Origin of the sequence: Mycobacterium sp. EPa45 (assembly GCF_001021385.1) — a bacterium.
GTDB lineage: Bacteria > Actinomycetota > Actinomycetes > Mycobacteriales > Mycobacteriaceae > Mycobacterium.
This window is the reverse complement of record NZ_CP011773.1, coordinates 2,599,506-2,612,201: the sequence shown is the minus strand read 5'-3', so window position 1 is coordinate 2,612,201 and position 12,696 is coordinate 2,599,506. Positions and strand designations below refer to the sequence as shown.

Here is a 12,696-nt window from a genome sequence, read left to right as displayed (position 1 = left end):
TTGGCGTCGTTTTCTCATCGAGAGAGGTTCCCAGTGAAGCGAATCGTGCAGTTCGTCCTTGCAGCATCAGCCGCGGCGGTGGCCCTGAGTGGCTGCTCGGCCTCCGAGATCGTCAACACCGGTGGCGACACCAAGTGCAAGGACTTCCTCACTCAAGACGAGAAGAAGCAGAACGACGAAGTCAGCAAAATGCTCAAGGACAAGAGCGGGCAGGATCCGGCGAATCTGGAAATCACTGCCACCAAGACCTCGGTCACCCTCTATTGCCAGACACTCGGCAAGGAAGACACCAAGATCTCAGAGGCGCCGCACGGCTGATCGGCCCTCTTCGACACGGTGCCGACGCTAGCGAAATGTCCTCGCAGAAAGGGCATTTCGCCTGCGGGTCATGGGCACGCCGGTCACGACACACGCGGCGCTACGCTTGGCTGGACGTCGAACGTATGTTCTACTGGACGCATTGCCAGTTGTCGCCCAAGAGGAGATCGACGTGACCATGACTGCAGACACCCAAACACCCTCAGCCGAGGCCGAGACGCAGGACATGTTGCTTCGCCCGATCGGAGCGGCGGTGCCCGAATCCTCGGCGGCGTCCCCGTCGGAATCGTCCGAGCCAACAAAGGCCCCGGCCAAAAAGGCCGGCAAGAAGACCAAGACGCTCGAGCTCACTCTCACGGTCACCGGTTCCGCCGACGGCGAGTGGCGGGCAGACCTCAAGCGCGGCACGACCTACCTGACCCGCGACCTCACGATCGCCGCGGCCGCCGTATCCCGGGCCGCCAACGAATTGCACGAGGATCTCGTCGCCCCGATCGACGAGGTCATCGAAGCAGCACGTGCCGAGCATGCCGCGAAGGTCGCCGCACTCGAAGCTGAACTCGAAGCTGCCCGAAAGGCCCTGGCCGATCTCGACTGAGCAGGCGAGAGCACGGTCGACCCATCGAGACGGACACCCGTGGAAAAACCGTATGACCATGACGGCCTACATTCTCGACGATCATCGAGCTGCGCAATCACGCGCACCCATCGCCATCGGACCCCTCGGCCCGGAGATCCTGTCCTATGACTTGGCTCGGGAGTTACTGCGCCACAGCAGCTTTCGACTCCCGCCTGGCATCACGCTCGCGGCGCAAGGCACTACTTCAGGTCCGTTGTTCGACAAGCTCGCGACCAGCCTGCTGGGCTTGGAGGGCGCACCATACGTTCGGCTACGCAAACTGGTGTCCAAAGCATTCACTCCCAGGGGCACATCTCGTCTTACCGACACGATCCATGGGGTCGTGAACGGATTGATAGATCGCGTAGTCGAGGTCGGACGCTGCGACGTCGTGACCGATATCGCGCGCCCCTACCCCACCCCGATCATGTGCGCGCTGCTCGGCGCACCCAGCGAGGACTGGCAGCTCTTCGCGGATTGGACGGAGGAGATCTTCCGGGCGCTGAACTTTCAGCCGGATGCCGACTCATGTATCCGAGGATGACGTCCCTGTCTGTCTGTCTACGGCTCTGGTTCGCCGACTGACGATCGTTGAGCGGTCCGGCTGGTCACCGCGTACAGCCGTCGAGGCCGAGGTCGGGGCGCCGCGTCACCCGCATCCCCACCTCGACTACGCTGTGTAGCGCCAATGCCGTCGGGGGCGCTTTGCTGGCGTGGTGCACCTTGATGTTGGTCGCGGCGACCGCCGCGTTTGCTTGGAGGTTTTACCCATGCGTTCTGTCAGCGTGGCAGCGGTCGTCGCGTTTGCCGCCGTTTGCGTTTCTCCTGGGCTGGCGGCAGCGGCCCCGAAGGACTACTGCGCCGACCTCAAGGGCGGCAACACCGGCAAGACGTGCGAGATCCAGCTTTCGGATCCTGGATACCGCGTTGACATCAGCATCCCGCTGGACTATCCCGACCAGAAATCGGTCGCCGACTACGTTTCTCAGACGCGTGACGCGTTCCTCAACACGGCGAAATCTGGCGCGCCCCGCAGCACGCCGTACGTGTTGAGCATCAGGCCCACGGAATACAGTTCAGCGGTCCCCCCGCGCGGCACGCAGGCCGTGGTATTCACGGTGAACCAGGACGTCGGCGGCGGCCAGCCGCAGACGACGTACAAGGCCTTCAACTGGGACCAGAGCTATCGCAAGGCGATCACCTACACGGCCGCGCCGGACGATAAAGAACACACGCCGCTGTGGCGGGTGGACGATCCGCTGAAGACCGTCGCGCCGATCGTGCAGTCCGAGCTGCAGCAACAATTAGCACCGCCGCCCCCGGTTGCGCCGCCGACGCCGCCCGCGCAACCCGGACAACCGGTGACGACCACGCCGACGACCACTGCGCCGCCCGCGGCGCCGCTGCCGTTCGCTTCAGCCGCGCTGTACAACCCTGCCAACTATCAGAATTTCGCGGTTGTCAACGACGGGGTGATGTTCTTCTTCGACCAGGGAACGCTGTTGCCTGCTTCGGCCGGGGCGTTGCACGTGCTGGTACCTCGTTCTGCGATCGACCCGATGATCGCCTGACACTGATCCGGTCGACTCACGAACCGTTCCGCAGTCGGCATCGCATCTGCGACGGTCCTCCCCTGCCGAACGAAACATGTTGCCTTGTCGTGCACATCGACGATCGTCAGCTCGGTGCTGGTTCCGGTGGCGGCGCGGCACTGCTGGGTTGGTCTGGCTCCGGCTGGTCATCGCCGCCAAGCGCAGTGACCGCCTCGTCCAAAGTCTCGAACATCGACACGAAATCGTGAAGACCGATGAGCCTCATCGGTCTGCTGGTGATGGGATCGGGCGTGACGACACCGAAACGGGTTTGTGCTGAACACTTTTCATCTGCGGTGATCAACACGGTCATTCCTGCCGAGGCCATGAAGTCCACCGATGACAGATCTGCGATGACAGCCGACGGTTGTTGCGCAATGACGGCATCAAGGGCGTGCATCAGCTGCGGTGTGGTGCGCATGTCCAGCGTTCCGGTGAAACTGACGACGGCCACCTTGCCAACCCAGGACGTGGCGACCTCGACCGGCTCAGGTTGGTACCGATCTGATCCGCTGGATCCTTCGACCACGGTCACACTCCTGTCAGGCCACAACGCGACGGCGCGGGGACGCACCGGCCGCACACCAGGTGGGTGTGCGATGAGTTGGCACCGACCTCGCCAAAACGCTTACCCGACCATAGCGGGCATCGTTGCCGAAACAACCCCCGCCCGCACGATTTCATTGCGGGCCGCAGTGAGCCTGACGGTGACAAGAGCGGCCAATCGCTTTCGGCGCGCGGCGAAGTGGGAAGCGGTGGCTTGTCGAGGCGTCAGGATGCGAGTGGGGTGGTCGGGGGCGTCGTGACAGCCTTCGGGCAAGCCAGGCTGCGCGGCGCGCGCTTGCGGGATTGTTGCGCCTCCAACCCACGTGTGGATTGCGCAGACTCAGCCTCCGCTGGAACTGCCTGGCTGCGCAGCGTCTCGAGGGTTCGGTTGAGCAGACGAGAGACGTGCATTTGCGAAATGCCGAGTTGCTCGGCGATCTGAGTTTGAGTCTTGTCGCCAAAGAATCTCATCATCAGCACGGTGCGTTCACGCTCGGGCAGTGCGGCGATGAGCGGGCGCACCGTTTCCACGTCGACGACCTTGGCCAGTCCGGCGTCAAGACCACCCAACGAACTCAACAGCGTCCCGCCGTCATCCTGCGCACCCATTGGCGCATCCGTCGACAGTGTTGAGTAATTGCTGCCCGCGATGAGGGCGTCAACCACGGTCTCACGATCGACGTCCATATGTTCGGCAAGTTCGGACGCTGTCGGTGCGCGGCCGGTGCGCTGCGTTAGTTCGGAACGGGCTTGCGCCAGTTGCCCTTGCAATTCTTTCAGCCGGCGTGGGACTTTCAAGGCCCAGCCGCGATCACGAAAGTGCCTGCGGACCTCACCCATGATCGTGGGGACTGCAAATGGCAAGAACTCGGTGCCCTTGTCGGGGTCGAAACGGTTGACTGCATTGATCAAACCGACGGAAGCGGCCTGGAAAAGGTCGTCGTAGTCTTCGCCGCGACCGCGAAAACGTCGGGCCACGTGCTGGGCCAGAGGCAGGGTGCGTTCGATGATCGCTTCACGCTGGCGCGCGAATCCCGGGCCGTCGTCAGCAAGGTCTTTGAGCCGCCTAAACATGTCGCCTACGTCGGCATATTCATTGACAGAATCGGCCGTACTCACTGGGTGACCTCTATCCGCTTCCGCTTACTGATCTCGCCGCGGCTCGCGTCTGAACCCGTGCGGGGTGTACCCCCGACCATGCACAACGCAAACATGTCGAACCCAGCCGCGCCAACATCACCGTTCTCCGAGGTGCGTACCCTCAACCAGTACTCCTGCAGGACAGCCGATTTGACTCACGCCGTTCCGCCCAGCCCAGTCCGGTCCCGGATTCGATGCGACTCTCGACGAAACGTATGTGCCGGGCTTTGATGGCGGCCTGCCACCGGCGAGAAGGACACGACCCTCAGGTCGGGCAAAGCCGCCGGTCTCGCTGCCTGTTTGAAAAATGACCGATCCGGTAATTCCCGGATCAAGCACCACTTCAGTGCATACGGCCTACGGATCGGACCAATCATGATCGTGCTCGGCATCATCCTGCTTTTGATCGGCTACTTCACCAGCCTGTCCATCCTCTACACCATCGGTGGCATTCTCGTCGTGGTCGGCATCGTGCTGTGGATTCTGGGAGCGGTCGGGCGTCCGGTCGGCGGCCGTAAGGTGTGGTTCTAGCGAGGCTGCTGTTCGCCCCAGCGTGAGCAGGCCCGTCATAAGCACGCGGTGGTTCAGGCTGCGGGGATATCGCGGCCGAACTTCGTGAGCGCGACGTCCTCGGGCTTCGGACCACAGCGAATTCCGGTGTCCAGTCCATCGATCGCCGCGAGTTGTGCTGCGGTGAGGGCGAAGTCGAATATGTCGATGTTTCCGCGATCCGCGACAGCATCACCGACTTCGTGATGACCTGGCGCCCCTGCTGGATGTGCCAGCGCAGCATCACATGCGCGGGCGCGTTGTGCGCAGCGGCGATCTCCCCGATGACCGGGTTCTCGAGTGTCGACGCGTGCGGCCCCTCGCGGTAGAACGTGATGCCGTCGTGCTCACCGACGCACAGCTGACGCGGCTGGACGGATGTCCACCTGGCTTGTGACCGGCTGCTCGACTGGCGTGGGCCGCCCTGTGAGCGGGGCATTTATGTGGTGGTCCCGGCTGGTATCGAACCAGCGACCTTCCGCGTGTGAGGCTGATTTAGCTGCACTAACTTTCTGTTTGCGCTGGTCAGGGGCTTGCGGATAGTTTGAATTGGACCCTCTGGAGCACCTGGTCTGAAAGTTTGGCCCTATTTTGGCCCTATGAAAATTGGGCTCAAACGCCCCCTGAGTGTCCGCACGCATAGCGGGCGGTCGGGCTTACGACTCAAGAATGACTCGTCGGATCGGCGTTCCACGCCAGCATGCACTGGCTCCAACTCGATGCCCCAACCGTTACGAACTGCGTATCGCTTCCCCTCGACGTCCTTGCAGAGGACTCTGCGCACGGCGTGAGTATGGGCCACCGGCCCACACCCAGCAATGTCCAAAGATCTGCTACCTGCAATAGGGAACTCAAGTATCAGACGCAAACGGTTCATCCCAGCACAGTGAAGCGCCTAAAATTCCCCGGGGCACGGGGTTCAGACTCGACGATCAGCACGCCTCGAGTCGGCAAGCTGATGCGACGTTGAGCCTTTTGATCTGCTGCTAGAGGGGGACGGAAACATGGCGGTTTTCTTCACCGCGGTCGACGCGGGGTCGGGTTCGTGGAGTGGGCATGCGTGAGACTCCAAAGGTTGTAAGTCTCGCGACGGCACTTGCTGCCCTCGCGACGCCAGCGGTCGTCCCGCCGATCGCCCATGCGGCGGACTCAAATGGAGTTCAGGTCGGCATTGACGCGCAGGAACGGATTCCGACGGAGGCAGAAACCGCGCGTCCGGTCGACGCGGAACTCATGAGCTTCACAGTGCAGCAGACCAGGGACGGCATGTTGTTCCCGCAGCACAGTTCTCACTCGTCGCACGCATCGCATGCCTCGCACGCGTCGCATGCATCGTCCAGCCCGGGATATGGCGTCCCCGATACGCCCTACGTGCCGTATGTGCCCGATGTGCCCTACGTACCGAACCCGATTTACGCGCCGCCGGTCGTAGCCCCTCCCGTCGTAGCTCCTCCCGTCGTAGCTCCTCCCGCAGCGACAACCGGACCGGCGCCCGCGAACACCGCTGATGTCGCCGCCGTTGCGTGCGCACGGGCGAGCTATGGCCTTGGCGTGAATGACATCGCGAATGAGCTGCAACAGACCTTTGGCTTAGGGGCCGGCGATGCTGCGAATATCGCGAGACAAGCATTGGCTGCCGTACTTGCGGGTGGGCATTACTGCGACGGCTCCCACGGTGAATGACCACCTATGACGTTGCGTTCATTGATGACAAGAACGCTGGTTGAAACGATCGGTTGCTCGACCGTAGCGATCGGCCGACGATGACGACCTCTATGTCGGATGTTGTTGTTGTCTTCAGCGCGTCGGTCCAGTCGTTGGGCGCGTTGCAGGAGGCGGCGTACCGCTTGATCGGGCAGGCTTCTTGTCACATCGACGAATCAGATGGGCGATATGTGTGCCGACTTTCGCCGTCGCATCTGCAGATTGACGGCGACGAGCTGCGGACCCATTTTCTGAATCTTGTGACCGATGAAAACCTCCGCGAGAAGGTCGGCAGGGAGACTGGCCGGCTACGGGATGTCATCGTGGCGTTGGCGTTCGGGTCGCTGGCCGAGAGGGAATAACTCCATGGCCGGCTTCGCCGCAGCGGATTCGTTCAGCCCTGAAAAATCCGATCTGCACCTTCTGCCTATCCGCTTTGAGCGGCTGGGCGCCGACCGTTTTCTTGTCGGCAACATGGTTGGCGACATGGCCGAAATGACCGCAGCGGAACTGGACCGTCTCTGCGCGCTCGACCTCGCGCCCGGCGACGGACTTTACGAGCGGGCGTTCGAAAGACTCTTCGTCGGGTCGACCGGGCAACGCGCGCAGCAGCAGCTCCTGGCGCTTCGCCTACGAAGCCGCCTGAGTTTTCTGCGAGCAGCCACGCCCCTTCACCTGTTTGTCGTCACGCTGCGCTGCGAGCATTCCTGCCCCTACTGCCAGGTCTCCCGCCAAAGCAAGGACCGGGTCCGCTACGACATGGACCAGGCGACCGCGTCAAAGGCGATTGATATCGCCCTTTCCGCGCCCGCCCCGCTGATCAAGATCGAGTTTCAAGGCGGCGAGCCGCTGCTGAACTTCGAACTCATCCGATGGATCGTCGTAACGGCGAAACAGCGGGCCGCTCCCCTGAGCAAGCGGCTGCAATTTGTGATCGCCACGAACCTGGCCCTGCTCAGCGACGAAGTGCTCGACTTCAGCGCTGAGCACGACATTCTTTTCAGCACGTCGTTAGACGGCCCGCGCGACCTTCACAACAAGAACCGGCCGCGCCGTGGCGATAACAGCTATGAACTCGCGGTCGCGGGTATCGCGCGCATTAAGGATCGCCTTGGTCAGGACAAGGTCGGTGCGTTGATGACCACCACCGAAGCCAGTCTGGATCGCGTCGAGGAGATCGTCGATGAGTATCTCGAGCAGGGTCTCGACGGCATCTTCCTTAGGCCACTGTCTCCCTACGGCTTTGCGATCAAGACCAAGCAGTTCCAGAAATACCGCGGGACTGACTGGCTCCAATTTTGGAAACGTGGTCTGCGCTACATCCTCGATGTCAACAAGTCCGGCGATCGCTTTCCTGAGTTCTACTCGTCGCTCATTGTTCGCCGGATACTCAGCGATGAACCCATCGGCTATGTCGACCTCAGAAGCCCGGCCGGCATTGGTCTGGGAGCTCTGGTCTACAACTACGACGGAACCGTCTTCGCCTCTGACGAGGCCCGAATGCTGGCCGAAATGGGAGACCGCAGTTTCGAACTGGGCACCGTGCACGAGCACAGTTATCGAGAGCTGGTGTTATCAGACACCCTAGTGTCGGCGGTCGCTAACTCGCTCACCCAAACCGCGCCACAATGCTCCACCTGCGTCTTCGAACCCAACTGCGGCGCAGACCCTGTCTATCATCATGCAACCCAACAAGATCTGCTAGGAATCAAGCCACTATCGGAGTTCTGCCAACGGCAAAAAGGTGTCATCACCCATCTTTTCGAGCTGCTCGAACACTCGCCCGAGGACGCCGCCATCCTCCGGCGATGGGCGTCATGAAACCCCTTGTCCTTTCCGGACGTTCACCCGAGGCCGACATCATCGGACTCGGACCAGAACGACGATACGTGCGCCTCCGCTCGCCCCACAGTCCCCCAGCCCACGATCGCGACGCCGCATTGGTCGCCGACGACAACGACTGGGAGCTGGCGCACGCCCACGGTTACCGACTTGGTATTGCCCGCGATGCACGCCCGGCTGGGGCTGTATTGAACTACGTGCGGTTGCCGGCCGGATTCGCCGAGCTTGGCGAGGGTGACGTGCTGGGCATCGCTCCACAATCTCGTCGGGTGCGAGTGCTCTACCGCCGAGCATCGCGACACAACTTTTTTCTCGTTACCGAACGTTGCAACAACTACTGCCTGATGTGCTCGCAACCGCCCAAGAAAGTTGATGACGGCTGGCTGATTGACGAGATCGCGCAGACTATTCCGCTGGTCGATCCGGCGACACCCGCTCTGACATTCACCGGCGGTGAGCCTCTCACCGACTGGCGGCAATTCATCGGCCTAGTCGAGCTGACGCGGGATCTGCTCCCCAACACTGCGATTCACGTGCTGACCAATGGGCGTGCCTTCGCCTCGCCCGAGGTCGCGACCACCTGGGCGGACGTTCGCCACCCCAGACTTTCGGCAGGAATACCGATCTACGCGGCCGTCGACCAGATCCATGACTACGTCGTCCAGGCGAAGGGAGCCTTCGACCAAACGGTCCTAGGCATTCTTCATCTCAAGGATCGGGGCCAGCGAGTTGAAGTACGGGTCGTGCTTCACGCCATCACCGCTCCCCGCCTGCGTGAGACGTGCTCGTGGATCGCTCGCAACCTGCCCTTCGTGGACCACGTGGCTCTCATGGGCATGGAAAACACCGGCTTTGCGATCGCCAACAACGACATGCTGTGGATCGATCCCGTTGACTATCAAGAACAATTGAAGGCCGGCGTCGACGTGCTCGCAACGACCGGGGTCAACGTTTCCATCTATAACCTGCCGCTGTGCGTGCTCGACCCCAGCCTCCGGCCCTTCGCGCTGCAATCGATCTCGGACTGGAAAAACGCCTACGTGGAGGAGTGCGAAGGCTGCTCGGTCCGCCGCGACTGTGCAGGCTTCTTCTCAACCGGCCGAACACAATTCAGCCGCGGGATAGCTGCGATCTAGTTCCACAGGTCGCGACAGTCGTCGGGCGCGCCGGGACACAATCCTGCGACTGATTTAGTTTGGGGCTAGCGGACCTAACGGCTACGTTGCCACAGCCAGATGCCACGATCGAGATCACTTGCAGAGATTCCCGACTCCGCTGCCACCCGCACGCGGACGTCGCCAGAAAAGTCTGCTCTAAGCGTTTCGCGGTAGCCGAGCGCCGGGACTGGATTCGCGCCAGTGACTACTGGGTTATGAGCTGTCGTCTCAATAGTTTGCTAGGTCCGTTAAGTCTCATTTATGCAGGTAAATGGCTATTGACATTTCACACCATTTCAGGGCGGCTCAGCCATATCGACCCGTTTCGGAGGGTTTTGTTCCCAAATTTGTTCCCAAATCAGAAGTCTTTGCGTTTGCGTGTTAGCTGGCGGCCGGCGGCGAGGTGCTCTGGGCGCCGGCAAACACTGGCCGATCTTCGCTGCGAGATTGGGCTCCGTCCGACTTGAGCGCTCCCCTTTCGTTGGTGTTGTGCACCTCGTAATCGCCTCTGCTCGCAACACTGCGACGAGACGCCGAGGTGGACTCGCAGCCCCGTCAGCGGCAGGCCTCGCGAACTACACGGGGCAGTGAAAGAGTGGAGCTTCACACTCGAGGAGGCTTGCGCCCATAGAAGCGATAAAGCGCTGCGGCCCGCAATCTGCGTAGTGGCGCCAGCGCCCGTTGATGCAGCAAGGATGTAACACCAAGTAGAGGTCCACAGCACCCTCGGGCTCTCGACCAGCGCTTTCTCGCAGGTCGAGAAGCCTGCTACGGGTTCGCAGAACGGCGGTCATGGAAAAATTCACACCGTGGCGAGCTCGACGAACGGGTCGTTGATGAGGTGTAGCCAGACCCGCGGCGACGAGGTTCGTCCGCGATCGCGGACAGGTGAGTTACATAGCCGCGGCACTGCGAATAAGATGGGCGCCAGTGTGCAGTCTCGGAAGGATCCCAGTTGCCAAGCTTAGATAGCGCGTCGCTGACTATCGGAAAACTCTTCTCCGAAGATTACTTCTTCAGGGTGCCGGAATATCAGCGACCATTTTCCTGGGATCAGGATAATTTGACAGACCTAGTCGATGATCTTACAACGGCGAGGCAGACCACAGACTATTTTCTTGGGACGTTGGTACTGCACAAAACCGCAGAACGAACATTTGACATCGTGGACGGCCAGCAGCGCTTAACGGCGTTGTGCATACTACTCGCTTGCATACGCGATCTTGCCGCGTTGGCAGACGCCACCGATATCCGTAGTCAGCTGCAGGATAAAATCATTCAGCCGGCGAAGTCGTTAGACAATATTCCGTCACGCAACCGGATTGAAGTCAGGGACTCGAACGTATTTAATCAGATGGTCGGGATGCAAGGCGGGACAACTACCTACCAACCCTCAGGAGCCGTCACTCCAGCCGAGTCACGTTATATTCTTGCTCGAGACATCTTCCATGAACGACTTAAGTCATTCTCGGCCGAGGAAGCTGAGGGTTTAGCAAAGTACATATTTCAGCACTGTGTCATCATCTTTCTCACTGCGACTGACTTTGAAGAAGCTTTCCGATTGTTCACCATCGTCAACGACCGAGGTAAGCAGCTCCGACGTATTGATATAATCAAGGCGCGGAATATCGCCCCGAATGTAATAATCGACGATGACGCGCGTAGACGGTACGCGAATCGTTGGGAGACGATGGAAGAGTCGCTCGGTGAAACGAATTTTGAAGATCTATTCTACCTTCTGCGCCTTATATATATTCGAGACAAACCGCAGGCTGACCTTCTGCGAGAGTTCGAAACGCGCATCTTCAATCAGCCTGGGAAGCCCACCCCTGGTAAGTCGTTCATCGATGAGCTCGAGATATACGTCAAGCTTTACGAAGAGCTTTTTGTAGATTTTGACTATCTCGACGCGACTAGCGATGGTATAAAGTTCAGGACGCTGATCTCCGCAATGGTATGGCAGTTCAGCGCGTCTGAATGGCGGGCCTGCGTCTTGGCATATGCAAGAAAGTTTGGCACCACCGGGCTGTACGAATACATTCTTGGCATCGAGAAAGTGTACTTGACGCACTGGGTAAGCGGGATGCGAAAAGACGAACGTTACTCCGTCTATACCGACTTACTAAAGAGTATGGACACTGGGCGATACCGTGAAGCAATTAAGGCTACAACGGAGAAAAGTGACCCGAAGGCGATACAAGAAGCTTGCCTCGTTGGGAATTTCTATACTTCAGGTTACAGCAAGTATTTGCTGTTGCGGGCAGAAATACTCGCCTCCGAATTGGATCACGCCCGCGAGTTCAATGTACGGTCGGTCGAACATGTGCTTCCACAGAACCCAAACACGAACAGCGAGTGGTGCAAAAATTTCAGCCCGCAGGATATCGACGCAGTTGTGAACACTGCCGGAAATTTAGTGCTCCTGAGTAAAAGCAAGAATTCGTCTGCTAGCAATAGAGAATTCAAGGACAAGAAGACCTCCTACCTTCAACCGCGTGTCTCTGATTTCCCTCGCAGTATGCAAGTACTTTCTGAACCGGCTTGGACGAGAACCGTTATAGAAGAGCGCACAAAGAAATTCGCTGAGTCCATCTTGAATAACCCATGATTGACGCGCGACCACACAGAGTGTCAATCATGTAGAGAAGCCGTCCCAACTCCGAAGTCTTGCGTTTACCTATTTAGCTGATAGCGGCCGGCAGAGTGGGGTGGCACTGGCAAAATCGACGAAGCGCGCCGTGCTGACGACGCTACGGCCTTCGACATCCCACTCGACAGAAGCAGCCTAAAGGCATACCTCCGGCGGGAATTCCCAGACCGCACGGCCAGTGAAGACGCGGTCTGTTCCGAGCTAGTCACACAACTTGCTCTCATCGACATCACGACCATCGCCCAGTTGCGCGACGTCCTGTCGCAAAACCTCGACGAGGCGGTTGAGGCAAGAGGCCGCGCACCCGCCGAGGAACGATAGTGGGCAGAAAATTCGCTATGTCGACGCAGGAATCGTTCGCATGACGGTTGACTATGCAGGCCCCGAGTTCCGAAGGCGCTGCGGGTTTAAAACGGACGTACCGCGCTTCCCGCCTGGATGACACAGGGCGAGTGATTTCGTCGCAGCTAGAAAGCGGATATCGCACGAGGATGACGCCAGACTCGTTCCCAAGATTCATTAGCGCTTCGCGCCTGTTCCCAAAAGTGTTCCACCTAGTAGGGTGATGTCTCCGTACAT

11 protein-coding genes, 1 tRNA gene and 2 pseudogenes are annotated in these 12,696 nt (G+C 59.9%); 10 read left to right on the top strand and 4 right to left on the bottom strand.

The window, feature by feature from the left end:
• The first annotated feature begins 33 nt into the window (after positions 1-33).
• From AB431_RS12410 to AB431_RS12395, 4 genes and pseudogenes are all read left to right on the top strand, one after another.
• Complete coding sequence (locus tag AB431_RS12410; protein WP_369803027.1) at positions 34-318, top strand: hypothetical protein; 285 nt, start codon at positions 34-36, stop codon at positions 316-318.
• A 172-nt stretch (positions 319-490) separates the two neighbouring features.
• Positions 491-916, top strand: coding sequence for a DUF6319 family protein (locus AB431_RS12405; protein WP_369803026.1), 426 nt, complete (start codon positions 491-493; stop codon positions 914-916).
• 52 nt (positions 917-968) lie between these two features.
• Positions 969-1,457 (top strand): annotated as a pseudogene (locus AB431_RS12400) (cytochrome P450); the annotation flags it as partial.
• A 250-nt stretch (positions 1,458-1,707) separates the two neighbouring features.
• A complete protein-coding gene (locus AB431_RS12395; RefSeq protein WP_047330169.1) occupies positions 1,708-2,508 on the top strand; it encodes an RsiV family protein in 801 nt (266 codons plus the stop codon).
• 106 nt (positions 2,509-2,614) lie between these two features.
• Here the strand turns inward: AB431_RS12395 and AB431_RS12390 are convergent, their stop codons facing one another.
• Together AB431_RS12390 and AB431_RS12385 are read right to left on the bottom strand one after the other, a co-directional pair.
• Complete coding sequence (locus AB431_RS12390; protein WP_158423536.1) at positions 2,615-3,058, bottom strand: STAS domain-containing protein; 444 nt, start codon at positions 3,056-3,058, stop codon at positions 2,615-2,617.
• 242 nt (positions 3,059-3,300) lie between these two features.
• Positions 3,301-4,149, bottom strand: a complete 849-nt coding sequence (locus AB431_RS12385) for a SigB/SigF/SigG family RNA polymerase sigma factor (RefSeq protein WP_082135663.1) — start codon at positions 4,147-4,149, stop codon at positions 3,301-3,303.
• A 441-nt stretch (positions 4,150-4,590) separates the two neighbouring features.
• Between AB431_RS12385 and AB431_RS30990 the strand changes: the two genes are divergently transcribed.
• Positions 4,591-4,746, top strand: a complete 156-nt coding sequence (locus AB431_RS30990; RefSeq protein ID WP_144418241.1) for a hypothetical protein — start codon at positions 4,591-4,593, stop codon at positions 4,744-4,746.
• A 53-nt stretch (positions 4,747-4,799) separates the two neighbouring features.
• Here AB431_RS30990 and AB431_RS31200 read toward each other — a convergent pair.
• A pseudogene (locus AB431_RS31200) lies at positions 4,800-5,104 on the bottom strand (aldo/keto reductase); the annotation flags it as partial.
• Positions 5,105-5,208: 104 nt separating this feature from the next.
• Positions 5,209-5,270 (bottom strand) — tRNA-OTHER (locus AB431_RS30685).
• Between the two features lie 550 nt (positions 5,271-5,820).
• Here AB431_RS30685 and hxsA2 point away from each other — a divergent pair.
• The 5 genes from hxsA2 to AB431_RS12360 all read left to right on the top strand — a co-directional run bounded on the left by hxsA2 (position 5,821) and on the right by AB431_RS12360 (position 12,075).
• The gene (gene hxsA2 / locus AB431_RS31555; RefSeq protein WP_369803025.1) at positions 5,821-6,447 is read left to right on the top strand and encodes a His-Xaa-Ser repeat protein HxsA2; all 627 of its coding nucleotides are present in this window, start codon (positions 5,821-5,823) and stop codon (positions 6,445-6,447) included.
• Between the two features lie 80 nt (positions 6,448-6,527).
• Positions 6,528-6,830, top strand: a complete 303-nt coding sequence (locus AB431_RS12375; protein ID WP_047330167.1) for a hypothetical protein — start codon at positions 6,528-6,530, stop codon at positions 6,828-6,830.
• 4 nt (positions 6,831-6,834) lie between these two features.
• Complete coding sequence (gene hxsB / locus AB431_RS12370) at positions 6,835-8,289, top strand: His-Xaa-Ser system radical SAM maturase HxsB (RefSeq protein WP_047330166.1); 1,455 nt, start codon at positions 6,835-6,837, stop codon at positions 8,287-8,289.
• Positions 8,277-9,446, top strand: coding sequence for a His-Xaa-Ser system radical SAM maturase HxsC (gene hxsC, locus AB431_RS12365; protein ID WP_047330165.1), 1,170 nt, complete (start codon positions 8,277-8,279; stop codon positions 9,444-9,446). The genes hxsB and hxsC overlap by 13 nt, the downstream gene beginning before the upstream one ends.
• A gap of 976 nt (positions 9,447-10,422) precedes the next feature.
• Positions 10,423-12,075 (top strand): DUF262 domain-containing protein, encoded by a 1,653-nt coding sequence (locus tag AB431_RS12360; RefSeq protein WP_082135661.1) that lies wholly within the window; start codon positions 10,423-10,425, stop codon positions 12,073-12,075.
• Positions 12,076-12,696 lie beyond the last annotated feature (621 nt).

Excerpts from the sequence above, each read along its gene's own strand:
- AB431_RS12395 (WP_047330169.1), top strand. The coding sequence starts at position 1,708 with ATGCGTTCTGTCAGCGTGGCAGCGGTCGTCGCGTTTGCCGCCGTTTGC.
- AB431_RS12385 (WP_082135663.1), bottom strand. The coding sequence starts at position 4,149 with ATGTTTAGGCGGCTCAAAGACCTTGCTGACGACGGCCCGGGATTCGCG.
- AB431_RS30990 (WP_144418241.1), top strand. The coding sequence starts at position 4,591 with ATGATCGTGCTCGGCATCATCCTGCTTTTGATCGGCTACTTCACCAGC.
- hxsA2 (WP_369803025.1), top strand. The coding sequence starts at position 5,821 with ATGCGTGAGACTCCAAAGGTTGTAAGTCTCGCGACGGCACTTGCTGCC.
- AB431_RS12375 (WP_047330167.1), top strand. The coding sequence starts at position 6,528 with ATGACGACCTCTATGTCGGATGTTGTTGTTGTCTTCAGCGCGTCGGTC.
- hxsB (WP_047330166.1), top strand. The coding sequence starts at position 6,835 with ATGGCCGGCTTCGCCGCAGCGGATTCGTTCAGCCCTGAAAAATCCGAT.
- hxsC (WP_047330165.1), top strand. The coding sequence starts at position 8,277 with ATGGGCGTCATGAAACCCCTTGTCCTTTCCGGACGTTCACCCGAGGCC.